Here is a 25,233-nt window from a genome sequence, read left to right as displayed (position 1 = left end):
ACCCCCACCCCACCCCCCCCCCCCCCCACCCCCCCCCCCCCCCCCCCGCCCCCCCCCCCCCCCCCCCCCCCCCCCCCCCCCCCCCCGACCCCGGATTCGCTGGCGGCGCTCACCCAGGCCCTGACGGCGCTGCGCATCGCCCAGCACGAGCCGGCGCCGCGGGGACACCGGGACAGGTTCAAGCAGACCATCTGGCGGCTGTCGGACGACCGCTTCCACCGGGCCGTCGCGAACATCGCCGAGGACCCGGTCGCGGAAGGGATGATCCTGCTGCTGCGCGGCAGCCGCGAGCACGCCGAGTGCGCCTCCGACGAGGTGCTGCGGCTGCACGAGTCCCTGGTGCGCGCCATCGCCGACCACGAGCCCGACACCGCCCGCCACATCGCCCGGGCGCTGGTGGACCTGGAGCTGCCCACGCACGCCGCGCCGGCCGCTGCCGGGCAGCCACCGGCCCGCCCGGGGCAGGCCGCGGCCGCCCCCGTCTCCGGCCCCACCACGGCCGGGGAGCAGACAGCCGGGGACGGGACGGCGGAGGGCAGGACGTCGGGCGACGGGGCCGCCGGCGACCGGGCGGTCGCGGAGTGGTTCCGGGACGCGAAGCTGGGCCTCATCGTGCACTGGGGGATCTACTCGGTGCCGGGGTGGGCCCCGCTGCCGCCCGGCGCGGACGGGGGCCCGCGCCCCGGCACGGCCGACGAGACACCGGGGAGGTACTTCGCCGAGTGGTACCAGGCGTCGCTCCGGGAGGGCCCCACCGCCGACCACCACGAGCGCGCCCACCAGGGGCGTCCCTACCGCTCCTTCCTGCCCGCCTTCGAGTCGGCCCTGCACGACTGGTCCGCCGAGTCCTGGGCGGCCGACTTCGCCGCCTGCGGCGCGCGGTACGTCGTACAGGTGGCCAAGCACCACGACGGGTTCCTGCTGTGGCCCTCCCGGGTGCGGCATCCCCGTGACGAGGAGTGGCGGGCCTCCCGCGACGTCGTCGGCGAGGTGGCGGCGGCCGTCCGGCAGCGCGGGATGCGCTTCGGGATCTTCTACTCCTCGGGAGCCGACTGGTCCTTCGACCCGGAGGCCGTGACCGGCGCCTCGGACGCCGAGACCAGCCGGCCGACCAGCACCGAGTACGCGCGGTACGTCGAGGCCCAGTGGCGGGAGCTCATCGAGACCTACCGGCCCGACGGCCTGTGGAACGACACCGGCTATCCCGCGGCCGGCGACGCGCGGCGGCTCATCCGCGACTACCGGGCGCTGGTGCCGGACGGTGTCGCGACCGAGCGGTTCCGCACCTCGGAGGCCGGACTCGTCCCCGCTCCCCCCGAGGGCGGCCCGTGGGAGTCGGTCCGCCCGGTGGGCCTGTCGTTCGGCTGGAACCGCCAGGAGACGGCCGAGCACACCCTGACCGGGCCGGAGCTGGTGCTGATGCTGATGGACGTGGTCGCCAGGAACGGCAACCTACTGCTCGGCGTCTCGCCCGACGACCACGGCGCGCTGCCGCCGCACCAGCTGGCCGCCCTCCGGTACCTCGGACAGTGGCTGGAGCGGTTCGGCGCGGCCGTGTACGCCACCCGGCCGTGGCAGCGGGCCACCGCCTCGACGGCCGACGGCCGGACCGTGTGGTTCACCCGGGACAAGACGGGCGAGAACCTGTACCTGACCGTCGAGTCCGGCGCCGCGGGCGAGACGGCCGGCGCGGAGGCCGAGGTGGAGATCGTCGGCCTGCGGCTTCCGGCCGGCGCGCGTCCGGTCCTGCTCGACAGCGGCGAGCCGGTCGCCCACCACGCCGGGGACCGGGGAAGCGTGCTGCGGTTGCCCGCTCCCCCGGCCGGCAGTCCCGTCACGGTGCTGCGGCTGTCCCCGGCGATCTGAATCCGCCGCCGGGGACAGCCCCGCACCCGGGACCGGGTGCCGTCAGGAGCCGGCGAGCGTCACCGTGGCGGTCGCCTTCTCCCAGGGATGATCGGCGATCGTCCCGGTGAGCTGCTGCTGGTGCGCCCCGTCCGCGGACACCGTGATCGCCTGGTCCCAGCGGACGTACACCTGGCGGGTGAACGTCACCCCGCCGCCCGCGTCGAAGCGGACCCCGGTGAAGGTCCGGGCGGGCAGCGCCGGGTGGGCCGGGTCGTAGGTGAGCGTGGTCCGCAGGGGCGACGACAGCTTCGGCATGACCGTGACGAGCACCGGCACGGTCAGGCCGGTCCCCTCGACCTGCCCCTCGACGGTGAACCTGCCGCGGCTCTGTCCGTCCGCGTAGGGCGTGGTGGCGACGGCCAGCTGCTCCGCCGGGATGTCCGGCCAGTTCACGTGGACCTTGCCGCGGGTCCCGTCGGAGTACAGCGCCGTGACCTCGTCGGGCAGCGCGGGTGCGCTGTCCTTGGCGGTCTTGACGCCCAGCTGGTCGAACCCGGTGATGTGGCGCTCCTGGGTGCCGTCGCGCCGGACGACCTCGGTCTGCACCGGGCCGGCGGCCGGCGTGTCGGGCAGTGCGGCGACCCGGGCGTCGTCGAAGGACGCGGAGCCGTCGCGGGGCAGCCAGTAGCCGACGCCGCCGCCCCGGAAGGTCCGGTCGCGTGCCGTGAGGACCTGGTGACCGTCCAGCGTGACGGTGAACAGTTCGCCCCGGGCGCCGGCCTGGAGGATGTGCCACGTGCCGGTGTCGATGCCGCCCGGGACCGCGGCCTTCGCCACGTTCTCCCACTCGCCGTCGACCCTGCGGTCGAAGGTGACCCGGTCGTGGCCGGCGTCCAGCGCGACGCGGTAGAGGTTGTCGTCGTCCTGGACCCGCAGCAGCAGCCCGGCCCCGTCGCCCTTGTCGACGCGGAGCGCGGACGAGTACAGGTACCCGGCGTCCGCACCGGCCCAGGGGGCCTTGACTCCGGCGGTGACCAGGCCCTGCCCCTTGTCCGCCGTGCCGGTGAAGTAGCCGGTGTCGCCGTTGGTGAAGGCGTCGGTGTTGACCACCTGCCAGTCGCCGGAGGCCTGCCGCCAGCGCCAGGGGAAGCTGAAGTCGCTGCGGGTGTCCTCGGCGCCGAAGACCAGCGCGGTCTCGGTCTGCCAGCCCTTGGCGGCGGCCCAGTCGGCGAAGTCGCTGCGGTACAGCTCGGTGCCGTCCGGGCGCGAGACGCGGACGTCGTCGACGAGCACCTCGTCGCCGATCCCGCCGCCGTTGCGCTGACCGATCCGGACCCCGGTGTACCCCTCGCCCCGTCGCTGGGCGCTCGTCACCGTGTAGTCGATGACCTGCTGGCCGTCGATCCACGCCTGGACGCGGTCGCCGACCGCCTGGAAGCGCACGTCGTACCGGTGGCCGGTGACCAGGTCGATGTCGGTGTTGACGGCGAGTGTCGTGGCGTGGTCGAGGATCAGCTGCACGTCACCCGTGGTCGCGGTCGCGCGTTCGCCCTCGCCGACCCGGTTGGGGTCGAGGCGCAGCAGGTAGCTGGTCTTGTCCCGCTCGTTGCCGCGCAGCATCAGGGCTCCGGAGGTGCCCTTGCGCAGGGTCACCTTCGCCTCGTAGACGACGTCGTCGGCGCGGACGTTCGTGTGGTAGACCGACACGTCGCCGAAGAAGGGGAAGGTGTAGGGCAGCAGCGCCAGCTGACCGTCGGTCACGCGCCACTTGTCCGAACCGTAGACGGTGTCCTGGTCGTCCGCGGCGGAGCCGTAGGAGAAGTCCGCCGTCTCCGCGTCCGGCAGCATCTGCACGGTGGAGGGCACGTAGTCGACGCCGCGGGTGCGGATACCGCGGCCCTGGATGCGGAGGGTGTGCGGGCCGTTGGGCAGTCCGGTGGCCCGGAACGGGCGCTTGCCCGCCGCGTCGGCCAGGTCCAGGTTCTCGTCGTACACCGTGCCGTCGACCAGTACCCGGGCGGATCCGGTGGAGCCGGGCTCGGCGCTCCACTGCACGGAGGTGCCGTCGAAGACCGCCTCGGTGGCCTTGGCGGTCCGGGTGACCTGCTCGCTGTCGGACGTCAGGTGCTTCCAGCCGTCCGTCGTCGGCCCGGTGGTGAGGTCGACGTCGACGACGCCGTTGTGCTTGAGGGTGAGGGTGTAGACGTGCGTGTTCTCGTCCCACTGCTGGGTGTAGGTGTAGTGGCCGTCGTATCCGGAGATCGTCGGCACCGGCCGGGTCGCGGCGTGCACCCGGACCGTGGTGGTGCGCAGTTCGCTGTCCGCCGGGTGCGGAATGTAGGAGTAGCGGGCGTAGCCGTCGATGAACTCCATGTCGCGCTTGCCGCCGTCCCGGAGCAGGTCCTTGGTCCGGTCGGTGCGGTAGTTGTCGATGAGCATGGACAGGCGGCCGGGGCCCTGGTCGACCATCGCGAAGGTGTGCGGGGTCATGTCGGGCATGTCGACCTGCGTGAAGGTGTCGCCGGCCAGGTCGAAGGAGGCGTCCTGCCGGACGTTGTCCCAGTAGCGGGAGTTGTAGACCAGCCACTTGCCGTTGCGGTGCTGCACGAACGCGTCGCCCCGCGAGACGGCGGGGTAGCGGGCGTCGAAGAACTCCTTCTTGGCGTCCCCGGCGACGAGATCCGGATAGGTGGCGGTGGTCAGCACGGTCTTGAACCGGTCCACCAGATCCTGGTCGGCCAGCTTGGGCAGCCGGGGGATCATGCCGTAGCGGCCCTGGGAGCGGAGGTAATACCACAGGCCCTGGCTGCCGAGGGCGTCCGGGGCCTTCTCGTACAGGTCGTAGAAGGTGGTGCGGGCGTTGCGGGAGGCGACGCTGTCGGGCAGGGAGCCGATCGTGCCCTTGCTCTCCGAGAACGCGACGGGGGTCTCGGCGATCACGTCCTGCTCGGTGGGCCCGGAGTGGGCGAGCATGTAGCGCATCGCGGGCAGCACGGACTGGTAGAACGTCGGCGAGTACCGCGAGTCGGTCGCCGGCACGTCGATCTGGTTCTCCAGGTGGAAGACCGTCGCGCCGTTCTGCCACTGGTCGAGCATGGCCATCGCGTAGACGGACTCCGGCTGCGAGCGTGAGCAGCGGTCACCGCGGCTGAGGGAGGCGGAGCTGCTGCCCTGCCCGAAGATGCCGCACCCGTAGTACGCGTAGCCGTCGAAGTACGGGCCCCAGTTGCCCACGACGCCGGACAGCCACAGGCCCTGGGCCTGGGCGTTGGCGGTGTCGAAGTTCTCGTGGATGTTCTTCGGGTCGAAGATGAAGTTCCGCGCATAGCGCTTGACGCTCGCGTAGTAGGCGGGGTCCTCCAGCTTGCTGCCGAGCAGGTTGGCCTCCTCCATGGAGCCCAGAACGTGGTAGCCGCCGTAGCGGTTGGCCAGTTCGAGGGCCGTGGGGAGGTCGTTCAGCGTGTTGGTCAGCTCGGAGACCACGGTGCCCATGAAGTTCGGGTACGTCTGGTAGAGCTTCTCCAGCCAGTCCCACCGGTCGCTGGGCAGGGTGGGCGACTCGCCCCACAGGACGAACATGGGAATGCCGAGGTCGCGGCCCTCCGCGAGGTTGTCCTCCACCCATCTGCGGGCCGTCTGCGGGCTGGCGTTGGCCCACATGTTGTGACCGGGGTGGAGCACGAACGCCGTGTGCCCCTTGAGCTCGTCGGGCAGCCCCGCCCAGGTCTGCCGGATGCTCCAGCCGTCGTTGAGATCGCGGCGGAAGCCCTTGTCCTCGCCGAAGTTGTGGCCGATGTTGAGCTGGGTGATCAGCAGCGGGTTGTCGTGATCGATCGTGAGCCGCAGCGGAGCGTCGGGCGTTCCGCCGGAGGCGGCCCGGGCGGGGGCCGACAGCGGCGGCGAGCCGAGCAGTGCCGCCAGCAGAGCCGTCAATATCAGCCAGCCCGCCGCGCTCCACCCCCTGGGGCGGGGACGGGCCGTTCTGCACACGTTCACGTGAGGTGCCTTTCTGTCGGCAGGACCTTCCGGAAGAGCAAGAGGTCGAACCACTTTCGGCACGACACGCACTCGCAGACACATCCGGACTGGGAGTCAGTCACTTTTACTGCCTAGATGTGCGCCAGACAAGGTTTCTGACGCCCCCGTTTCGATCCAAGCCCGACAGATTGGTTGAACCAATTGTCAGCGCGGCGCACCGCAGTGTGAAGTCCGCCGGTGTGCGGCCGGCCCGCACGGCCCGGCCGCCGCCGAGTCCTGCCCGGGCCCGCGTGTAGGCACGCGCGGCAGGGGGAAGCCGGGTGCAGCGGCCCCCGGACCGGCGGCGGACGTGCGCGTCACAGCGGCCCGCTCCCGGCCGGGTGAGCAACGCGACAAGGCAGGGCGAGTGCGGCGAGGACGGCGAGGACGGCGAGGACAGTGACGGCGCCCGACGGCGCCGGGAGGAAGAACCATGGCTCACAGCCCGTGGCAGCAGCGGGGGCGGGGCCAGGCCCGGGACGGGGGAACCGCGTGGTCGCCGCAGCTCGCGCTGGACCGGCATCGGCTGCGGCGCCTGCTGGACGCCATCGGCGCGGTCAGCGCCGACATGGACACCCGCACGGTGCTGCACCGCATCGTGGAAGCGGCCACCGACCTCGTGGCCGCGCGTTACGGGGCGCTGGGGGTGCTCTCGGAGAGCGGCAAGGTCATCGACCTGGTCACCGTGGGCATCGACGACCCGCAGGCGGCCCGCGCTGCCATGGGCCTGCCGCAGGGCCACGGGCTGCTGCACACCCTGGTGGACGACCGGCGGCCGTTGCGGGTGGCGGACGTGGCCGCGCACCCCCGTTCGATCGGCTTCCCGCCCGGGCATCCGGTGATGCGGACGCTGCTGGGCGTCCCGCTCCTGGTGCGCGGCACGGTCTACGGCGACCTCTACCTCGCCGACAAGCTGGACGGTACGCCCTTCGACGACGACGACGAGGACCTGCTCACGGCTCTGGCCGGCGCCGCGGGCGTCAGCCTGGAGAACGCCCGCCTGTACGAGCACCTCAAACGCGCCACCGACCACTTCCAGCGCCGCATGCTGCCCGTGCTTCCCGACCTTTCGCCGCTCGAGGCCGCGGCCCGCTATGAACCCGCCTCCCAACTGGTGCGGCTGGGCGGGGACTGGTACGACGCCATGGTCCTGCCCGACGGCGCCACCTGTGTCGTCGTGGGCGACGTGACCGGCCACGACGTCGAAGCCGCCCCGCTGATGGGACAGGTCCGCAACATGCTGCGCGCCCTCGCTCTCGACCGGTGCGAGCCGCCCGGGCTGGTCATGTCGAGGCTGGACCAGGCGCTGACGCGGTTCGCCGACCCGCCCACGGCCACCCTGGTGCTCGGCCGTATCGAGCGCGGCCGCACAGGGGGCGGTGGGTACAGCTTCGGCTGGAGCAACGCCGGGCATCTGCCGCCGCTGCTGGTCGGCGCGGACGGCGATGCGCGTTACCTGGCGCCCGCCCGGCACGGGATCCCGGTGGGCATCGACGCGACCGTCTCGCGGTTCAGCCACGAACACCCGCTCCCGTCCGGCAGCACGCTGCTGCTGTTCACCGACGGGCTGGTCGAGCGCCGTGACCAGGACATCGACACCGGGCTGGGCAACCTGGCCGAGCAGGCCGCGCGGCTGGCCGCGGCCCCGCTGGAGGAGCTGTGCGACACCCTGATCAGCCGTAGCCGGCAGGTGTTCGACGACGATGTCGCCCTGCTGGTCCTGCGTGCCCCCTCCGACGGCCCGGCATGCTGAAGGCCACGCGAGACCCTACGGCGGTCCTTTCCGCTGCCCGCGAGGGTGCGACAGGGCCGCGACGACGTCGTGGTGGCAGCGGGAGATGACATCGAGCTGAATGTCCATGGGACAGACGGCGGTGCACTCACCGATCTGGGTCGATCCGCAGGACTCGTCACGCTGGAGCACGTCGATGCACATGAGCTCGCCGAGTTCGAGGAAGTCCGCGACCCGTCCGGCCCGTTCCAGGGAATGGTTCAGTTGCTCGCCGCTGCCGGGCACGGTGACGTCCCGCCCGGACTCCTCCCGCAGCGCACGGGTCCGAGGGCTTGCGTCAGTCCCTCTCGGGTGCCACCGGTCCAGGATTCGCCGGCGGACCGCCCCCGGCTCGGACACACGGCCGCTCGCCCGAAGGCCTCGGAATCACCCGACCGGACCGCTTTTCGCTTCGCGTCGGCCGGTGCCTCACCCTGCGGGTCAGCGCGCGGAGGACGCGTCGCGGATGCTCCGCGGCCTCGAGCAGCACGTCCGGCGCGGTGGTAGGACGGGAAGACGCGTCGTGCAACAGCATGTGGAGGCGACACCATGACCGAAGCCGTGTACCACCCGGCCACCCCGGAGATCGGCCGGCGCCGCGCCCGGCTCGCCCCGGCCGTCAACGAGGCGTTCGAGAACTTCAGCCGGGCCGTGTTCGCCGAGGGTGCGCTGCCGGAGAAGACCAAGCAGCTGATCGCCGTCGCCGTCGCCCACGTCACGCAGTGCCCTTACTGCATTCAGGGCCACACCCGCCTCGCGCAGCGGAAAGGCAACAGCCCGGAAGAGATCATGGAGGCCATCTGGGTCGCCGCCGAGATGCGCGCCGGCGGCGCCTACGCCCACTCCACGCTCGCCCTGCACGCGATGGGAGAGACCGCACCCCACTGATGACGACAGGCGTACCGGAGCCCCGAGCGGGTCCTCGCCGCCTCGCGCACCGGGCGGTCTCTTCGCTCAGCCCGCGGGCGGCGCGGCGCACACCGGGCCGGAACACGGAAAGCCCGGCACGCTCGGTGCCGGGCTTGTCCGGGTGTCCGGGTGTCGGGGTCAGACGACGCGGATGTTCTCCGCCTGGGGGCCCTTCTGGCCCTGCGTGACGTCGAACTCGACGTGCTGGCCCTCCCGCAGTTCGCGGTAGCCCTGACCGGTGATGTTGGAGTAGTGGGCGAAGACGTCCGGGCCGCCGCCCTCCTGCTCGATGAAGCCGAAGCCCTTCTCCGCGTTGAACCACTTCACAGTGCCCTTGGCCATGTCTGTCTCCTTCGAGGGTGTTCGGGCCCGCACGGGGTTGCGGGTCCGGAGGTGATCGCCCTGGTCCGGAGAGGGCTGCACGGCAAAGCGCCCGCAGGCAAGGTGACCGCGGGCGAACGACTTCGGAACCACGACTGCTCTGTTGATTACGCTAATCCCTCTTCCACGGGCACCGCAGGCCGAAACGCCGTCTTTTCCCCAGCGCGCCGGTGCACGGCGAAGGCGGTGAGCCTCTTCAGTCGGGGACGTGCGGCCAGTGTGCGAGGCTGCCGAACGAGGGGGCGGACCGGGTCGCCTCCTCCGTCGAGGGGCAGATCTCGTAGGAGTCACGCAGGCCGCTGAGGTCGAAGATCCTCAGGGTCCGGCCGGAAGGGGACGCGACGCGCAGTGAGCCTTCGTGCTGCCGGATGCGCTTGGTGATCGCCACGATCACGCCCAGCCCCATCGAGTCCATGAAGGGGACAAAGCCCAGGTCCAGGACGAAGTGGTGGTGTCCCTCGTCGATGAGCTTGAGCACCGCTTCACGGATCATGGGTGCGGTGTGGGCGTCCACGTCGCCGTCGAGTTCGACGACGGTCCAGCCGTTCACCACGGTGTAGCTGACGGTCATGCTCTCGTGCCGGACGATGTTCGCTCGCATTGCCGTCACCCGCTCCGGGTCAGCCATTCGGCGAGGACGGCGGCCTGGCTGTGGTCGACGTCCTTGGTGGCGGTCAGCAGCATCAGCTTGTCGTGCGCTGCCAGGTCACGCAGGTGCTCGGCCGCCTCGCGGTGTCCGGCGTCACGGAGCTCCGCCAGGTAGCGGCGGCGGAACTCGGTGAACCGGCCGGGATCATGGCCGTACCACTTGCGCAGTTCGGTCGACGGCGCGATGTCGCGCAGCCACTCGTCCAGGTGCGCGTCCGCCTTGCGCATGCCCCGCGGCCAGACCCGGTCGACCAGCACGCGCCTGCCGTCCTGCGGCGTGGTCTCCTCGTAGATTCTGCGAAAGGTGATCTGTTCGGCCATGACCGTGCCCCTCCAGATCGGTCGGACGTCTCAGCCCGGGCGGGCAGCTCGGTCGCTGCCGCGAAGCGCATGGACCCGACTCGTCCATCCTAACGAGGGTCATGCGCATCGGCCGGACCGCTGCCGGGCCGGTCAGGGCGATCCGGTGGGGGGCGGCGTCCGGAACGGCGTATCGAGGAGGAGCGCGCATGTCCGCCAGACGGCCTTCGGCCCAGGCACCCGATTTTCCCGCGTGGACGGCGCCTCGGATGCGCTCACCGGGCGAGCTGGACGCGGCGGTGGCGACGTGCGGGGCGTGCCCGCGGCTGGTGGCCTGGCGGGAGGAGGTCGCGCGGGTCAGGCGCAGGGCGTTCCGGGACTGGGAGTACTGGGCGCGTCCGGTGCCCGGTTTCGGCCCGGCGGACGCGTCGCTGATGATCGTCGGGCTGGCTCCGGCCGCGCACGGCGGGAACCGCACCGGGCGCATCTTCACCGGTGACCCGTCCGGCGACGCGCTGTACGCCGCCCTGTACGACATCGGGCTGGCCTCCCGGCCGGTCGCCACGCACCGCGACGACGGGATGAGGCTGTACGGGGTGCGGATCACGGTGCCGGTGCACTGCGCTCCTCCGGCCAACCGGCCCACCACGGCCGAACGCGACACCTGCCGTCCGTGGCTCGCCCGAGAGCTGGAGCTGCTGCGACCGACCCTGCGGGCGGTCGTGGTGCTCGGCGCGTTCGCCTGGCACGCGCTGCTGCCCGTGCTGGCCGGCGCCGGATGGCGTCTGCCGAGACCGCGCCCGGTCTTCGGGCACGGCGCCGAAGCGCTGGTCCTCGATCCGGCGGGCGAGCGGGAGGTGGGCCTGATCGGCGGCTACCACCCCAGTCGGCGCAACATGTCCACCCGCACCCTCACCCCCGCCATGCTCCGCGAGGTCCTGCGCCGTGGCGCGGAGGCCGCCGGGCTGCCCACCCGTGTCTGAGCGCGCCCCCTGGGCACCCGGGCCCGGTGCCCAGGGCGGACGGACGACGACGGCCGGGCACGGGGCACCTGGTGCGGGGCGGCGGGTGCCCCGTGCGGAGGCGGTGACGGCGGGGCCCGTCAGCGGGCCGCGAGGGCGGGCCCGTCAGTCGTCCGAGAGGGCGGGCCCGAAGCGGAAGAGGTTGGCCGGGTCCTCGGCGCGCTTGACGGCGACGAGCCGGGCGTGGGCCTCGGCGCCCCAGACCGCGGCGACTTCCTCCGGGGTGGAGACCGCGGCGAAGTTGAGCAGCGCACCACCGGTCGACCAGGGCTTCAGCGCGTCGACGACGCCGTTCCCCGCCGCGGGGACCGCTTCCTCCAGGCCCGGCAGCAGCGGGCCGACCACGTGCACACAGTAGGCGCCGTCACGGCCGGCGACCGCGTTCGGCGGGGTCGCGGGACGGGACAGGGCGCCGCCGAGCTGCCGGATCTCCACGACGAGCGGAGGCACCTCGGCCTGCGGGCCCGCCGCGTCGATCAGGGCGTCGACGGTGTCCGCGTCGAGCGAGCGGAGCAGGGTCCCCTGGTGCCAGCCGGGCATGGGGTGCGTGGGGTCCTGGCACACCGAGTCCGTCTCCGTGAACGGCAGCTGCCCGATGTGGTCCAGCACCGCTTCACCGCTCTCGCGCATCGGCGCGAGCAGCGCCTCGCCCTCCTCGGCGGGGCCGTTGTACGAGTACCGCAGGTGGACGACGAACTTGCCGCGCAGCGGCTCCGGGAGCTCCTCCAGCGGCGGCAGCCGCAGCAGGGCGACGGAGCTGTGCACCGTCTCGGGGAGCGTCGGCGCCCACGCGCGGTAGGCGTGCAGCACCGAGGCCGTCGAGGAGGCCGCGAAGAAGATGCCACCGGCGTACAGGGTGGTGACCGGGAAGAGGCGGACCTCGATGGCGGTGACGATGCCGAACTGGCCCCGTCCGCCGCGGACGGCCCAGAACAGGTCCGGCTCGGCGTCGGCCGTCACGTGCCGCAGGCGGCCGTCGGCCGTCACCAGGTCGAGCGCGACGACGTGGTCGGCGGCGAAGCCGTACTCCCGGCTCAGCAGACCGATGCCGCCGCCCAGGGTGTAGCCGACCGCTCCCACGCCGGAGGACGAGCCGCACAGCGGGGCGAGGCCGTGCCCGGCGGCGGCGTCGACGACCTCGCGCCAGCGGGTCCCCGCCTCGACGCGTGCCACGGACCGCTCGGGGTCGACGAGGACTCCGCGCATGCGCCCGGTGGTGACGAGCAGCCCGCCGTCGCACGGCGCGCTCCCGTGCCCGGTGGCCTGGACGGCGACCGGGACGCCGCGCTCGGCGGCCCACCGCACCGCGGCCACGACGTCCTGCGCGTGGCCGGCCGCCACCACGGCAAGCGGACGGTGCACGACGGCCAGGTTGAACCCGGCGGTCTCCTCGGCGAATCCGGGGTCGCCCGGCAGGAACACGTCGCCCGAGACCCCCGAGCGCAGCAGCCGTACGTCGTCTTCGGTGAGGAGGCGGTGGGGGGTCACTGGCATGGGCATCGGAATGTCTCCAGTCCTGAGAAGGGCTTCGAACCGTTCGGCCGGCCCGCCGGCAGGTCTCCTCGCGGAGTGTCTGACCGGGTGGCCGGGACTGATCCTGCGAGCCGGTTCTGCAAGGCGTCTGGAACGCTGTTCCAGACGGCGGCGGCCGGCTTCCAGCGACCTCCAAGGCGGCTGCCGGGCACCGGCTGGGCTTCGAGCGACGGCCCGGTCGCGGTGAGGTTCGAGACGAAGGCCCGGTTCCGGCGAACGTGCAGGTGACGGCCGGGAGAGACCCGGGGAAGCACAAGTGACCGGATCGCAGTGTCACGGAAATGTCCGGATGTCGGCAGCCCGTTCTGCTTTGACGGTCATTTCTGGCATTCTCTTGGTCAAATTGAGAGACGGGGCAAAGAATGCACGAGGTCCGCATCGGGGTACTGGGGCCTGTTTCGGCCAGCGTGGACGGCCGACCGGTCCCGCTGGGAGGCATACGGCAGCGTGCCGTGCTCGCGGTCCTGGTGGCCGCCCGCGGCCGGCTGGTACCGCAGGACGTGTTGATCAACGACGCCTGGGACGGTCAGAGCGACCCGACCACGGCCACCTTGCACTCGTACATAGCGGGCCTGCGCAAGGTGCTCGAACCGGGACGCACGACCGGGGCCTCGGCGGAGGTGGTGGTCCGGGAGAGCCTCGGGTACGCCCTGCGCCTGAAGCCGGACCAGGTGGACGCGGAGCGGTTCACGGAACTCGCCGCACAGGGCGAGCGCCTCGTGCGCTCGGGGGACCCCGACGCGGCGGCCGCCGTGCTCGGTGAGGCACTAGGGCTGTGGCGGGGACCCGCGTACCACGAGTTCGCCGACTACGCCTTCGCCGTGCCCGAAGCGGCCCGGCTGCACGGTCTCCGGCTGTCCGCCCAGGAGGACCTGTTCACCGCCGAGCTGGCCCGGGGACGGCACACCGCGGTGATCGGCGACCTGGAGAAGCACACGGCCGAGCAGCCGCTCAGCGAACGGGGCTGGGAACTGCTCGCGCTGGCCCTGTACCGGTCGGGGCGGCAGGGCGACGCGCTGTCGGCGCTGCGCACGGCCCGCCGGGTGCTCGCGGAGGAACTGGGCGTCGACCCCGGACCGTCGCTGCGCCGCCTGGAGGTGGCACTGCTGGAGCAGGACGCCTCCGCCGCCGCGCCCGTCACCGGCCCGGTGATGCCGGTGGACATCGAACCGGCGTCGTCCCCGGCCCGGCGCGGCCGCAGGCTGCCCCTGGCGCTGACCGGACTGGTCGGGCGGGACGAGGAGCGCACCCGCGTCGGCGCCCTGCTCCACGACAACCGCCTGGTCACGCTCACCGGCGCGGGCGGCATCGGCAAGACCCGGCTCGCCCTCGAGGTGGCGCACGCCCGCGACGACGAGGACGGGCCGTGGCTGGTGGAACTCGCCGACCTGGAGGCCCCCGATCCCGAACTGCTGGTGGCCGACATCGCCGACGTGCTCGGCTTCCGTGACGCCACGACGGCGGAGCGCCTGGCGCAGGTGCTCGGCTCCCGCACCACGCTGCTGGTCCTGGACAACTGCGAACACGTGCTGAGCGCTGCCGCGAGCACCGTCGCCCACCTGCTGTCGCACTGCGCCGGACTGCGGATCCTCGCCACCAGCCGCGAGCCGCTGAGCGTGGCGGGCGAGGTGGTGTACGAGGTCGGGCCGCTGGCGCCCGACGCGGCCCGGGAGCTGTTCTTCGCCCGGGCGGCCGCCGCCGTTCCCGGCTGGGTCCCGGACAGCCACGAGATCGCGACCGGCGAGGCGATCTGCCAGGAACTCGACGGGCTGCCGCTGGCCATCGAGCTGGCCGCCGCCCAGTGCCGCATGCTGGCGGTGGACCAGATCGCGCAGGCCCTCGACGATCCCTTCGCGGTGCTCGTCGGCGGCCCGGAGACCGGCCCGGCCCGGCACCGGGCGCTGCAGACCACCGTGGAATGGAGCCACCGGCTGCTGAATCAGCCGGAGCGTGAGCTGTTCTACCGGCTCAGCGTGTTCGCGGGCGGCTTCGACCTGGACGCCGCGACCGCGGTCGGCGGCGGGCCGGTGCTCTCCGAGCTGACCGCGCTCGTCCGCAAGTCCCTGCTGGCCACGGATGCCGGCAGTAGGCCCCGGCGCTACCGCATGCTGCAGACCCTCAAGGACTTCGCCCGCCGCAAGGCCGACCCGGCCGTGCTGACCGCCGCCCAGTCGTCGCACCGGTCGTGGGTGCTGGGCCGGGCCGAGGCGGCCGAGCAGCTGCTGTACGGCAAGCACGCGCGGGCGGGGATGGAGCAGACGACCCGGGACCTGCCGGAGATCAGGGCGGCATTCACCTCCGCGCTGCTGTCCCGGGACGCCGAGTACGCGCTCCGCCTGGCCGGCGCGCTGCACCGGTACTGGTACCGGTGGGGTCACATCGCCGAGGGCCTGGGCTGGCTGAAGGCGGCCCTGGACATCTGCCCCGAGGGCGCACCGGGTCCGCGGGCGCGCGCCCTGATGGGGGTGGGGGCGCTGTCCTACCTGCTGGGCGACTTCGCGACGGCGGCCGAGGCGTCGGCGGAAGCGGCCCGGAACGCCCGGGAAGCCGACGACCTCAGGTCCGAGGCCGGGGCGCTCGCCTACCGTGCGCTGTTCGAGGGCCTGCTGGGCAAGCCGGGCAGCGAGAAGATCGCCGAGGGTGCGGTCGTGCTGGCCCGCGCGTCGCAGGAGCCCTGGCTGGAGTCCGAGACGCTGATGGTGCTCGGCATGCTGCTGCGCATGACGGGACCGGGCGAGCGCGCCCGGGAGACCCTGGTCCGGTCCAAGGAGCTGGCCAGGGCCTGCGGGCACCGCTTCGTCCAGGCGTCGTCCTCCTGGCTGCTGATGAAGAGCGACATCGCCGAGGGTCACCCGGCCGAGGCGCTCGTCGCGGGCGTGACCGCCCTGCGGGTGATCGAGGAGGAGGGCGACGTCACCGGCTGGCTCGCGATCGCCCACGCCACCGCCGCCGCGCTGACGCTGACCGGGCACCCGGAGGCCGGGGCCATGCTCCTGGGCGTCGTCGAGGAGCAGGGTTCCCGGATCGGGTACTCGCCGGTCCTCATGGACCCCGTCGACGGGCCGGGGCACGCCAGGCTCGTCCGGGACGCGCTGTCCACGGAGGACTTCGTCCGCTGCCACGAGGCGGGCCGGAAGATGTCGCCGGCGGACATGAACGAGTACATGTACCGCTCCGTCCCCGGCCTCGGGGCGAGCGCGGACCAGGAAGCGGGCATGCGTCCCCGTCCGTGACCCGCGCCGGCCCGGGCACCGTTGTGCCCGTCCCCGGCTGTGACGCGGCCGACGGTGGTGAGGCACCCCCGTACCCCACCACCGTCACGCTCCGCCGTCGGTCCGGGCACCGGTGTGCCCGTCCCCGGCAGTGACACGGCTGACGACGGTGAGGCACCCCCGTACCCCACCACCGTCTCGCATCCCTTTTCCCGGACACCATGCTGGCTCCGGCGGCTTGGAGTTCGCTGGAAAGCCGGGACCGACGGGCCGTCCGCGCGTTCCAGCGGCCTTGCAGGGCGGATGCCGATGCTCCGTTACGGCCGCCCGGACGGCGAGCGCGTATCCGACCCGGCTCCGGGCGCCGCCCGGTCCGGACACCGGACCCGCCGCTCGACGGAGGAAGAGAACGCCATGCCGAACACCCGAGTGCTGTCCCTCGACGACCTGGCCGCGCTGCGCACGGGCGTGGCGGGCTACGTCTTCGTCCCGGGCGACCCCGGACTCGACGCGGAGATCGCCGGCTGCCGCACGGCCGTCCGGCACCATCCCCTGGCCGTGGTGGGCGCCGTGTGCGCGCAGGACGTCGTCACCACCGTGCGGTGGGCCGAGGCACTGGGACTGCCGGTGACGGTCCAGCGGACGGTGCGGGGGCCCGTGGAATCGCACGGGGGGCTGCTCGTCACGACCGGGCGGATGCGGCCGGCCGGCCTCGCGCCGGCGGTCGCCGCGAACGCCGCCTGACCGCGCCGCCCCGAAGGAGAGGCATGCCCGCCGCGCCGTCCACCACCCTTCCGGAAGACCTGCTGCTGCTCCACACGCATCCCCGGACCGGGGTCCTGGATCCACCGCGGCACACCGGTCTGCTGCTGGCCGGAGCCATGCTCACCGAGTTGCTGCTCGGCGGGGCGATCACCGTGCGGGGCTCCCGGGCCGCGCTGGAGCGGCCGACCGCGACGGCCGGACTGCGGCCGGGCGGGCCGTCGCCGACCGACCCGCCGGCCGCCGGCCCGCCGGCCGCCGACCCGCTGCTGGCGGACCTGCTGCGGCGGCTGCGGGACGCCGGTGACGGATCCCGTTCGGCCGGCGTGGAGCACTGGATCCGCGAGGCGGCCTCGCCCAGCCCCGGCCCCGACTGGCTCAAGCTGCTGACCGCCCGCGGCCTGGCCGCCCGACGACCCCGGCGTCTCCTGGGCGTCCTGGACGTCGGCGGCGACCGGCTGCGGGCGGACCCGGGCTGGCCCGCGCGGCTGGCCTCCCGGGTCGGCAGTGCCGTCGGGTCCGGGAAACGGGGCCCGGCCGTGGCGGCGTCCGACGCCCGCGACCTCCACCTCGCGGCCCTGATCGGGGCGAGCGCGTTCGTGGAGCGGCTGCCCGCGCCGTTCCGGGACCGGGGTCTGGTCGATCCGCTGATGGACCTCGCCTTCGAGCTGCCGGTCGCGGACGCCACCAGGGAACTGCTCCAGGCCGCCGGCTCCGGTGGCTCCGGCGGCGGCATCGATCTGACCGACAACGACTGGGGTTTCCTCAGCGACGACAGCTGAGTCCCCGTCACCGCGACCGCTGTGAGGGCCGTCGGCCCGGGGCCTTGGAGTCGGCTGGAAGCCGCCCGAAACCGGCCGGCCGTCCTCTGCAGCCGCCTTGCAGCAGGTGGCCGGACGCTCGTCAGGACTCGGGACACGCCTCGAAGACCGGCGCCCCGCCTCGCACTCGATCCGCTCGATCCGCCTTGAGGGAGAAAGCCCATGCACACCGTTCCCGCCGCCCCGGCCCGTCGCGGTCCCCGCCGCACCGCTGCCGCCGCCCTGGGTCTTTCGCTCGCCGCGCTCCTGGTGGGCTGCGGCCCGACCGGCGACGTGGACGGCATCGCCACCCCGGGCGTCACGGCCCCCAGCGCCGCGACCTCCACTGCCGCGGCCGGCAAGCCCTCGGGCAAGGTCTCCGCCCAACTGGTCGGCGAATGGCAGGAACCGTCCGACTACCTGACGCTCGGCAAACGCAACCTGGACATCTACGACCCGCAGTCCGGCTGGCCGTCCGATCCGGACGCCGTCCGGGCCGGCAGCGGCATCCGCATCACCGCCGACGGCCACTACGTCTGGTCCGGCTACACCGCGACCAACATCAGCGGCAGCGCCTGCCACAGCCGGGCGCTCACCTACCAGCGCGGCAGGGCGACCCAGGACGGACAGACGATCATCCTGGAGCCGGAGATCAACCGCCAGGCGTACCAGGGCGGTTGCAACAGCGACTCGGACATGGACGCGGAGCAGGACCACTCCCCGCAGCGCTGGGGATGGCAGCGCTCCACCGACGATCAGGGCCGCGTCCATCTGAAGCTGATCTCCGTGGAGAAGAGCCACGACTACGTGCTCGTCACCGACTGAGGACCGCGCCACCCCGGGCACCCGGGGTCCCGCACGCTCCGGCCGCCGTTTCCAGCGGATTCCAAGCCGGGCGGCGAATCATGGGCGCGTCGCTGAACAGCGGCGACATCACGTGTCCCGGAACCATCCATGCCACCAGGTCGTCCAGTTCACCGAGTCCGGACGATCTACGGAAAGTCCATGAAATCCATTCGAACGACGAGGACTTCGGTCCTCACGGGGGAGTCATCCATGCGTGTCCGACGCGTTCCCGTGCTCGCTGTGGCCGTCATCGGCGCGGCCCTGCTCACCGGCTGCCAGCCCAACGAACTCGACGCCGACCCCGGCCTCACCGCCGGCGCGTCGCCCGCCGCGTCCGGCGCGGCCACGCCGTCGGACAACCAGTCGCCCGCGGCCGACGCCACCCCGTCCCAGGAGGGCACTTCCTCCTCGGCGCGGCGCGTCGTGGACGCGGCGCAGGCGGGCGGTCTGCCCAAGGCGACCGGCAAGGCCCAGCTCTCGGACGTCCCCGTCGATCCCGGCGACATGCGCGACGGCATGCACCTGGTGGAGCAGAAGTACGTGCGCAAGGACTCGCAGGGCCGGCAGGCGAACGTCCTCGTCGTCGCCGTCGACAACGTCCCGGAGGACACCTCCAAGCGCCGGGAGTACCTGTTCCGGGGCATGCTCGACTACCTGAAGTGGGAGGGCACCCCGCCGCAGGCCGAGCCGATCGGCAACCCCGACCCGCTCGGCGGTTCGGTGGAGTGCCTGCTGGCCTCCTTCGTCGAGGACGGCGACGTCGTCTGCGGCTGGGCCGACGACACGACCGCCGGAGTGGTCCACTTCCCCAACAGCACCGTCCCCGAGGCCGAGAAGCTGATCGTCGCCATGCGCGGCGACCTGGAGAAGTGAAGCCCCGCTGAGTCCCCCAGCTGAGTCCCGCGGCTGAGCGTCACGGCCGGAAGTCACGGTTCCGCGCATCCGCCGGCCGTCATGGCCGGAAGGCGGCCCGCACCGGTTCGGTTCCGGCCGGTGCGGGCCGCCTCACGTGTCCCCCATGTCGCGTTCCGCGCGCCGCCGCCTCCGGCTCACCGGGATCCCCGCAGCCACGCCCTCCCCGGCGTGCGGCCCGCACCCCGAAGGGCGCCGGCCCCTCCGGCGGCGTGTGATTGACTGATCCGCATGGCTCCCGCCTCCCCATCCGCCCGATCGGCCGCGGCCGCGGATCCGACCACGGCCACTCGGCCCCGCAACCGCAAGCAGCTCATCGTCGACGCGGCCGGGCGGGTCTTCAGCGAACGCGGCTACCACAAGGCGTCCATGGAGGAGGTCGCCGCCGGCGTGGGCATCACCGCGGCCGCTCTCTACCGGCACTTCCCGAACAAATACGCGCTGTTCGCGGAGTGTGCCCACGTCATGGCGGACCGGCTGGTCGCGGCGCTCGACGAGGTGCCGCCCGGAGCGGCCCTGCCGGATGTGCTCGGCGCCGTCGCCCGGGTCACCATCGCCCACCGCGCGTCGGGGGGCGTGTACCGGTGGGAGGCCCGGTACCTCGACCGTGAGGACCGCCGCCGCCTCGGGATGACGTTCGGCCGCCTCGTGAAACGGGTCGACGAGGCCGTACAGCGTGAGCACCCGCTGTCCGACGAGCGGCTGCGGGCCATGGCGGCCCTGGGGGCGATCGGGTCCATCACGATGCACCGCACCTCCATCGCCCAACGCCGCGCCGAGGAACTGCTGCTGGCGTCCGCGCTGCGGGTGGCCGCGACGGATCCGGCGGCGGGCCGGCCCGGCGCGCACCCCGTCGAGCTGCCCGCCCGGCCGGTGCCGCGCACACGGCGGGCGGAGATACTCGCGGCCGCCATCCCGCTGTTCGCCCGGGACGGATTCGCCAACGTCACGAACGGACAGATCGCGGAGGCGGTGGGAGTGACCCCGTCGGCGCTCTACCGCCATTACCCCGGCAAGATCGACATCCTGGCGGCGGCATGCCTCCAGGCGGCGGGACTGCTGGCCCAGGGGGTGGAGCGGAGTCTGCACGAGGTGACCGACCCGCACGCCGCCGTCGTGGCGCTGGCGGCGACGTACGTGGCCTACAGCTTCGAATACACGGAACTGAACAGCGTCGCCGAGGCCGAGCTGGCCGGCTTGCCGGCCGACCTGCGGCGGCCGCTGGTCCTCGCGCAGCGCGAACACATCGCCGTCTGGGAGCAGCAGTTGCGGCTGGCCCGTCCGGAACTGGACCCGAGCCAGGCCCGGGTGCTGGTGCACGCGGGGTTCGGCGTGGTGGTCGAGGCGGGACGCAGACTGCGCTGGCAGGACGGCCCTGACCGCCGTGAGGCCGTGACCGCCCTGGTCGTGGGCGCGCTGGGGCTGTGAACCGTACCCGCCCCTCGGCCCGGCTGCCGTGGGGCGGGTAGGTGTTGGGCCGCAGCGACGGCTCACTCAGCCCTGTTCGCGGTGGGGATCGTGATGGGGGTACTGGTCCCGGAGGTGCCCTTGTTGAGGAACAGCATGGCCAGGGCACGCACGAACTGGTCGACCATGTAGAAGGTGGCGGGCATGACGGGCGACAGCCCCTCACGGAACAGGATGTACGCCGGCCATGCGGTGCGGACCAGAGCCGCCGCCGCGTAGTCGCGCTTCAGTCCCAGCCAGTCGCCGACCTCGTCGCTGAGGACGTAGCGCACGAACTCGTTCAGGAAGCCGCGGGTGACGCCGAGGTCGACCTGTGCGGTCAGACCGAGCAGGTCCTCGGCCAGTTCGATGCCCTCGGTCGTCGGGGTGAGGATCGGGGTGAGCACCTGCGCCGACTGGCTGTCGGCTTCCGCCCACGTCCGGGGGATGTACTCGTCCGGCACGCCGAGCAGGTGGACGGCGACCTGCCAGGAGTGCAGGAACGCCTCCTGGTCCGCGGCCGGGAACGGGATCTTCCACTCGAGCAGCTTCCGGTGCACGTAGGTGCCCAGGCTGTGGAAGGTGACCAGGATGTCGGCGGCGCTGATCGGGACGGTCTGGTCGGCGACCGCCCGCCAGTGCGGCGACTGCGGCAGCAGGTGCCGCACCGCGGCGTGCACCACGCGGGTCTTGTTGGCGGTGACGACGAACTGTCCGGTCGGCTCGAAGGCTCCCAGCTGGGACAGGTCGTATCCGAACGTGAACGTCTTGGCCGCACGGTCCTGCATGTTGGCGCCGCCCGCCGACCAGTAGACGCTCTTGGCCTCGCGCGGGATCACGGTGCTCATGATTCCGCTGCCGAGGCCGTACAGCATGAAGAGGTACGTGTCCCGGCGCCGGTTGAAGTCGGCGGCGCGGGTCAGCTTGGCCTGGTCCGCCCAGGAGGGCAGCCGGTTGACCTGCCCCAGGTAGGCGGCGAAGTCGGCCGGCAGGCCGCTGGGCAGCGGGTCGTTGTTGTTCACCCAGGACGCCCACGCCGTGTTGATCGCCGGCACGTGTCCGTTGTCGATCATCGACGCCACCAGCGGATCCGCCGTGTCGTCCCAGATCCACTGCGGACCGGTCCCCGCGGCGGCTTCTCCGGTCGCCGAGCCTGTCGACGCCCACGCCGGGGCGGAGTTCGCCACGCCGACGAGGCCGAGTGCGGCACCGAGCGACAGAAGCTTTCGCCTGCTGAGGTTCTCCATTGACTTACCTGCTTCCCTGATGGGCCAGAGGGTTCCAAGTGCCGTCACGACTCGCTGTTTTGCGCGACTGGTGCCTGACGAACCTCGTCGCACTGATGTGATTTCTGATTAACATAGCGAGGCGCGTTGCCGTCGGCAATGGTTCGGTACGGCCCACCCTGGGAGCGGTGTCGCGCCGCCGTCGGGCGGTGTGTTGACGGCGCGTCAGTCATCGGCGAGCGGCGGGGGCCGCCCCGCCGCTCACACCACGGCGTCCCCCGCCGCCATCTCCGGCCGGCCCTCCACGCGCTCGAACTGCGTCCGGTACAGCTCCGCGTACCGACCGTCGGCCGCCAGCAGTTCCTCGTGGGTGCCGCGTTCCACGATGCGGCCGTCCTCGACGACCAGGATCAGGTCCGCCGACCGGACGGTGGACAGCCGGTGGGCGATCACCACCGCGGTCCTGCCCTCCAGCGCCTCGGTGAGCGCCTCCTGGACGGCGGCCTCCGAGGTGTTGTCCAGGTGCGCGGTGGCCTCGTCCAGGACCACGACGCGCTGACGGGCCAGCAGCAGCCGGGCGATGGTCATGCGCTGGCGCTCGCCGCCGGAGAGCCGGTAGCCGCGCTCGCCGACGACGGTGTCGAGGCCGTCCGGCAGGGACCGTACGAGGTCGTCGAGGCGGGCGCGGCGCAGCGCGTCCCACAGTTCCGGCTCGGCCGCCCCGGGGCGGGCCAGCAGCAGGTTGGCGCGGACGGTGTCGTGGAAGAGGTGGCCGTCCTGGGTGACCATGCCGAGGGTGGCCCGCAGCGAGGCGGCGCTCAGCTCGCGGACGTCGACCCCGCCGACGCGCACGGCGCCCTCGTCGACGTCGTACAGGCGCGGCAGCAGGGCGGCGATGGTGGACTTGCCCGCGCCGGAGGAGCCGACGAGCGCGACGGTCTGGCCGGGTTCGGCGCGGAAGGAGACGCCGTGCAGGACCTCGGCGCCGCCCCGGGTGTCCAGGGACGCCACCTCCTCCAGGGAGGCCAGGGAGACCTTGTCGGCCGACGGGTAGGCGAAGCGGACGTCGTCGAACTCGACGGCGACCGGACCCTCGGGGACGGCGCGCGCGTCGGGCTTCTCCTCGATGAGCGGCTCCAGGTCCAGCACCTCGAAGACGCGCTCGAAGCTGACGAGGGCGCTCATCACCTCCACGCGGGCGCCGGCCAGCGCGGTCAGCGGCGCGTACATCCGGGTCAGCAGCAGCGCCAGCGACACCACGGCGCCCGGCTCCAGGCTGCCGCGCAGGGCGAACCAGCCGCCGAGGCCGTAGACGAGGGCGAGGGCCAGGGAGGAGACGAGGGTCAGCGCGGTCATGAACACCGACTGGGCCGTGGCGGTGCGCACGCCGATGTCCGCGACCCGGCGGGCCCGCTCGGCGAACTCCCGCGACTCCTCCTCCGGCCGCCCGAACAGCTTGACCAGCGTGGCTCCGGGCGCCGAGAAGCGCTCGGTCATGCGGGTGCCCATCGCCGCGTTCAGCGTCGCCGCCTCCCGCTGCATGCGGGCCATCCGGCTGCCCATCCGCCGGGCCGGGACGACGAACACCGGCAGCAGTACCAGCGCGAGCAGCGTGATCTGCCAGGACAGAGTGAGCATCACGGCGAGTGTGAGCACCAGCGTCACCACGTTGCTCACCACGCCCGACAGGGTGTTGCTGAACGCCCGCTGCGCGCCGATCACGTCGTTGTTGAGCCGGGAGACCAGCGCACCCGTACGTGTCCGTGTGAAGAACGCGACCGGCATCCGCTGCACATGGTCGAACACAGCCGTCCGCAGATCGAGGATCAGGCCCTCTCCGAGCGTCGACGACAGCCGGCGGCCGAGGACGCCGAGCGCCGCCTCCGCGAGCGCGATGAGCGCGATGAGCAGGGCCAGGCGTACGACCGTGCCCTCGTCGTCGCCCGACACGATCGCGTTCACGACGCGGCCGGCCAGAACGGGGGTGGCGACGGCGAGCAGCGCGGTCACCACCCCGAGCAGCACGAACAGCGCGATGCGGGCCCGGTGCGGGCGGGCGAAGGCGCCGATACGGCGCAGCGTGGCACGCGCCAGGGGTCGGCGCTCCTGCTGGGCGTTCATGACACTGTGCAGCTGTGTCCACGCTGTGGTCTCCATGCTCATGGGAGAGAAGGTAGAACCTCGATCGCTGTCGAGGTCAACACGCCCCCCCCCCGGCACGGTCCCCCGCCCCCTCCCCCGGACCCTCCTCCGAAACCCTCCCCTCGCACCGTCCCCCGCACCGCCCCCTCGCCCGAAGGACCCCATGGCCCTGTCTCCCCTCCCGCTGCCCGTCCGTAAGCAGCCGTCCGCGATCCCGCAACCCGCAGTTGGCGGCGAGCGGACACCCTCGTCCGATGTGACCGCGGTACACCTCCCCGAAGCACCGCTCGACCAGGGACCTCTCCCCCAAGGGCGTCTCCCCGAAGGACGTCTCTCCCCGGGACGTCTCCTCCCCCGGCGCGTCCCGGTCCGCCGGATCCTGTGCCTGGTTCCCTTGCTGCTGGTCACCGTGGTCGCCGTACGGCACCACGGTGTGCTCGCCGACGGCATCTCCCGGCTGCGCGAGGCGCAGTGGCCGTGGCTGCTGGCCGCGGCCGGCGCGACCTGTCTGACCTGGGTGGCGGCCGCCTTCACCCGGCAGGGCGCGGTCGTCGAACGGCTGCCCCGACGACGGCTGCTGGCCACCCAGTTCGCGGCGGGCGCGGCCAACCACCTGCTGCCCACCGGCCTCGGCGCGAGCGCGGTCAACCTGCGCTTCATGACGGTCTGCGGGATTCCGCTCGCCCGTTCCTCCGCCGCGCTCGCGCTGTACCTGCTGGCGGAGTCGGTCACCCGGCTCGCCCTGCTGGCCGGCCTGCTGCTCGCCTTCCCGGGCGCGCTGCGCGTCGGCCCCCTGCTCCCGCACGACGCGCTGGGCCCCCTGCTGTACGCGGCCGGCGCGGTGCTGGTCGCGGCCACGGCCGTCCTGGCGGGGGTACGGCGGCTGCGGACGGCCGTGGCGTCCTTCCTGCGCACGGCGCTGGGCGAACTGCGCTCGGTGCACACCCGTCCGGCCCGCGCGCTCGCCCTGTGGGGCGGCTCGCTCGCCTTCCCGGCGCTGCAGGCTGCCGGGCTGGCCCTGGTCGGCCGCGCCCTGGAGCTGCCGGTGCCGGCCCTGCACACGGCGTTGGCGTACCTGGCGGCGACGGTCGCGGTGGCCCTGGTGCCGACGCCGGGCGGGGTGGGCTCGGTGGAGGCGGCGCTGGTGCTGGCGCTGGTCGCGGCGGGCGGCCCGGTCGCGGTGGCCACGGCGGTGGTCGTCGCCTACCGCGTCATCACCGTCTGGCTGCCGCTGCTGCCGGGGGCGTTGACGCTGGGCGCGCTGGTGCGCATGAAGGTCGTCTGACGCTCCCGCACACCGCCGCACGGTCTCGGGCGCCTGCGAACCGCCCCGCCGGATACGGCAGGATGAGGGGTCGCACATCCCGAGACCGAGCAGGTGGCAACAACGTGACGACACTTCACATCCGGCCTTCCGCGGCAACGTCCGCCGCAGAACCGTTCCCCGGAGGTGACCGG

The 25,233-nt window shown here is 73.0% G+C and carries 18 protein-coding genes and 1 pseudogene; 11 read left to right on the top strand and 8 right to left on the bottom strand.

The features are described from left to right. The first annotated feature begins 99 nt into the window (after positions 1–99). Entirely contained in the window at positions 100–1,866 is a 1,767-nt protein-coding gene (locus tag ACZ5GT_RS36680; protein WP_469035203.1) for an alpha-L-fucosidase, read from the top strand. Between the two features lie 42 nt (positions 1,867–1,908). On the opposite strand, the gene ACZ5GT_RS36675 is transcribed toward ACZ5GT_RS36680, so the two are convergent. Then, entirely contained in the window at positions 1,909–5,844 is a 3,936-nt protein-coding gene (locus tag ACZ5GT_RS36675; RefSeq protein WP_469035194.1) for a glycosyl hydrolase family 98 C-terminal domain-containing protein, read from the bottom strand. 454 nt (positions 5,845–6,298) lie between these two features. Here ACZ5GT_RS36675 and ACZ5GT_RS36670 point away from each other — a divergent pair, with 454 nt between their 5' ends. Further along, on the top strand, positions 6,299–7,618 hold the full coding sequence (locus tag ACZ5GT_RS36670; protein WP_469035191.1) for a PP2C family protein-serine/threonine phosphatase: 1,320 nt from the start codon (positions 6,299–6,301) through the stop codon (positions 7,616–7,618). Positions 7,619–7,762: 144 nt separating this feature from the next. Here ACZ5GT_RS36670 and ACZ5GT_RS36665 read toward each other — a convergent pair. Continuing rightward, positions 7,763–7,915, bottom strand: a pseudogene (locus ACZ5GT_RS36665) (hypothetical protein); the annotation flags it as partial. Between the two features lie 270 nt (positions 7,916–8,185). On the opposite strand from ACZ5GT_RS36665, the gene ACZ5GT_RS36660 reads away from it, so the two are divergent. After that, on the top strand, positions 8,186–8,524 hold the full coding sequence (locus ACZ5GT_RS36660) for a carboxymuconolactone decarboxylase family protein (RefSeq protein WP_469035189.1): 339 nt from the start codon (positions 8,186–8,188) through the stop codon (positions 8,522–8,524). A 159-nt stretch (positions 8,525–8,683) separates the two neighbouring features. On the opposite strand, the gene ACZ5GT_RS36655 is transcribed toward ACZ5GT_RS36660, so the two are convergent. The 3 genes from ACZ5GT_RS36655 to ACZ5GT_RS36645 all read right to left on the bottom strand — a co-directional run bounded on the left by ACZ5GT_RS36655 (position 8,684) and on the right by ACZ5GT_RS36645 (position 9,895). After that, positions 8,684–8,887 (bottom strand): cold-shock protein, encoded by a 204-nt coding sequence (locus tag ACZ5GT_RS36655; RefSeq protein WP_324785900.1) that lies wholly within the window; start codon positions 8,885–8,887, stop codon positions 8,684–8,686. Positions 8,888–9,122: 235 nt separating this feature from the next. Then, entirely contained in the window at positions 9,123–9,527 is a 405-nt protein-coding gene (locus ACZ5GT_RS36650) for an STAS domain-containing protein (protein ID WP_469035187.1), read from the bottom strand. A 5-nt stretch (positions 9,528–9,532) separates the two neighbouring features. Further along, positions 9,533–9,895 (bottom strand): DUF488 domain-containing protein, encoded by a 363-nt coding sequence (locus ACZ5GT_RS36645; protein ID WP_469035185.1) that lies wholly within the window; start codon positions 9,893–9,895, stop codon positions 9,533–9,535. A gap of 248 nt (positions 9,896–10,143) precedes the next feature. Between ACZ5GT_RS36645 and ACZ5GT_RS36640 the strand changes: the two genes are divergently transcribed. Further along, the gene (locus ACZ5GT_RS36640) at positions 10,144–10,857 is read left to right on the top strand and encodes a uracil-DNA glycosylase (protein ID WP_469035183.1); all 714 of its coding nucleotides are present in this window, start codon (positions 10,144–10,146) and stop codon (positions 10,855–10,857) included. Between the two features lie 144 nt (positions 10,858–11,001). Here ACZ5GT_RS36640 and ACZ5GT_RS36635 read toward each other — a convergent pair whose 3' ends face one another. Then, a complete protein-coding gene (locus ACZ5GT_RS36635) occupies positions 11,002–12,396 on the bottom strand; it encodes an FAD-binding oxidoreductase (protein ID WP_469035182.1) in 1,395 nt (464 codons plus the stop codon). Positions 12,397–12,791: 395 nt separating this feature from the next. On the opposite strand from ACZ5GT_RS36635, the gene ACZ5GT_RS36630 reads away from it, so the two are divergent. The 6 genes from ACZ5GT_RS36630 (at position 12,792) to ACZ5GT_RS36605 (ending at position 20,389) form a co-directional block, all read left to right on the top strand. Further along, positions 12,792–15,662, top strand: coding sequence for an AfsR/SARP family transcriptional regulator (locus ACZ5GT_RS36630; RefSeq protein ID WP_469035180.1), 2,871 nt, complete (start codon positions 12,792–12,794; stop codon positions 15,660–15,662). A gap of 393 nt (positions 15,663–16,055) precedes the next feature. Beyond that, positions 16,056–16,385 (top strand): hypothetical protein, encoded by a 330-nt coding sequence (locus tag ACZ5GT_RS36625; protein ID WP_469035177.1) that lies wholly within the window; start codon positions 16,056–16,058, stop codon positions 16,383–16,385. Between the two features lie 23 nt (positions 16,386–16,408). Then, a complete protein-coding gene (locus ACZ5GT_RS36620; RefSeq protein ID WP_469035175.1) occupies positions 16,409–17,185 on the top strand; it encodes a GPP34 family phosphoprotein in 777 nt (258 codons plus the stop codon). A gap of 201 nt (positions 17,186–17,386) precedes the next feature. Beyond that, on the top strand, positions 17,387–18,028 hold the full coding sequence (locus ACZ5GT_RS36615; protein WP_469035173.1) for a hypothetical protein: 642 nt from the start codon (positions 17,387–17,389) through the stop codon (positions 18,026–18,028). Between the two features lie 231 nt (positions 18,029–18,259). Next, a complete protein-coding gene (locus tag ACZ5GT_RS36610; protein WP_469035171.1) occupies positions 18,260–18,922 on the top strand; it encodes a hypothetical protein in 663 nt (220 codons plus the stop codon). Positions 18,923–19,192: 270 nt separating this feature from the next. After that, positions 19,193–20,389 carry a TetR/AcrR family transcriptional regulator gene (locus ACZ5GT_RS36605; protein WP_469035170.1) on the top strand — a complete coding sequence of 399 codons (1,197 nt, stop codon included), beginning with the start codon at positions 19,193–19,195 and terminating at the stop codon, positions 20,387–20,389. 62 nt (positions 20,390–20,451) lie between these two features. Here the strand turns inward: ACZ5GT_RS36605 and ACZ5GT_RS36600 are convergent, their stop codons facing one another. After that, on the bottom strand, positions 20,452–21,654 hold the full coding sequence (locus tag ACZ5GT_RS36600; RefSeq protein WP_469035168.1) for an oxygenase MpaB family protein: 1,203 nt from the start codon (positions 21,652–21,654) through the stop codon (positions 20,452–20,454). A gap of 240 nt (positions 21,655–21,894) precedes the next feature. Beyond that, the gene (locus tag ACZ5GT_RS36595) at positions 21,895–23,790 is read right to left on the bottom strand and encodes an ABC transporter ATP-binding protein (RefSeq protein WP_469035200.1); all 1,896 of its coding nucleotides are present in this window, start codon (positions 23,788–23,790) and stop codon (positions 21,895–21,897) included. A 379-nt stretch (positions 23,791–24,169) separates the two neighbouring features. Here ACZ5GT_RS36595 and ACZ5GT_RS36590 point away from each other — a divergent pair, with 379 nt between their 5' ends. Continuing rightward, a complete protein-coding gene (locus ACZ5GT_RS36590) occupies positions 24,170–25,060 on the top strand; it encodes a lysylphosphatidylglycerol synthase transmembrane domain-containing protein (RefSeq protein WP_469035164.1) in 891 nt (296 codons plus the stop codon). Positions 25,061–25,233 lie beyond the last annotated feature (173 nt).

The organism is Streptomyces sp. NPDC031340 (genome assembly GCF_055569945.1).
This window is presented reverse-complemented; position numbering and strand designations above follow the sequence as displayed.

Bases quoted from the DNA above. Each gene is read 5' to 3' on its own strand.
- ACZ5GT_RS36650 (WP_469035187.1), bottom strand. From the start codon at position 9,527: ATGCGAGCGAACATCGTCCGGCACGAGAGCATGACCGTCAGCTACACC.
- ACZ5GT_RS36600 (WP_469035168.1), bottom strand. From the start codon at position 21,654: ATGGAGAACCTCAGCAGGCGAAAGCTTCTGTCGCTCGGTGCCGCACTC.
- ACZ5GT_RS36625 (WP_469035177.1), top strand. From the start codon at position 16,056: ATGCCGAACACCCGAGTGCTGTCCCTCGACGACCTGGCCGCGCTGCGC.
- ACZ5GT_RS36640 (WP_469035183.1), top strand. From the start codon at position 10,144: ATGCGCTCACCGGGCGAGCTGGACGCGGCGGTGGCGACGTGCGGGGCG.
- ACZ5GT_RS36620 (WP_469035175.1), top strand. From the start codon at position 16,409: ATGCCCGCCGCGCCGTCCACCACCCTTCCGGAAGACCTGCTGCTGCTC.
- ACZ5GT_RS36615 (WP_469035173.1), top strand. From the start codon at position 17,387: ATGCACACCGTTCCCGCCGCCCCGGCCCGTCGCGGTCCCCGCCGCACC.
- ACZ5GT_RS36670 (WP_469035191.1), top strand. From the start codon at position 6,299: ATGGCTCACAGCCCGTGGCAGCAGCGGGGGCGGGGCCAGGCCCGGGAC.
- ACZ5GT_RS36655 (WP_324785900.1), bottom strand. From the start codon at position 8,887: ATGGCCAAGGGCACTGTGAAGTGGTTCAACGCGGAGAAGGGCTTCGGC.
- ACZ5GT_RS36635 (WP_469035182.1), bottom strand. From the start codon at position 12,396: ATGCCCATGCCAGTGACCCCCCACCGCCTCCTCACCGAAGACGACGTA.
- ACZ5GT_RS36610 (WP_469035171.1), top strand. From the start codon at position 18,260: ATGCGTGTCCGACGCGTTCCCGTGCTCGCTGTGGCCGTCATCGGCGCG.
- ACZ5GT_RS36595 (WP_469035200.1), bottom strand. From the start codon at position 23,790: ATGGAGACCACAGCGTGGACACAGCTGCACAGTGTCATGAACGCCCAG.
- ACZ5GT_RS36660 (WP_469035189.1), top strand. From the start codon at position 8,186: ATGACCGAAGCCGTGTACCACCCGGCCACCCCGGAGATCGGCCGGCGC.
- ACZ5GT_RS36630 (WP_469035180.1), top strand. From the start codon at position 12,792: ATGCACGAGGTCCGCATCGGGGTACTGGGGCCTGTTTCGGCCAGCGTG.
- ACZ5GT_RS36645 (WP_469035185.1), bottom strand. From the start codon at position 9,895: ATGGCCGAACAGATCACCTTTCGCAGAATCTACGAGGAGACCACGCCG.
- ACZ5GT_RS36605 (WP_469035170.1), top strand. From the start codon at position 19,193: ATGGCTCCCGCCTCCCCATCCGCCCGATCGGCCGCGGCCGCGGATCCG.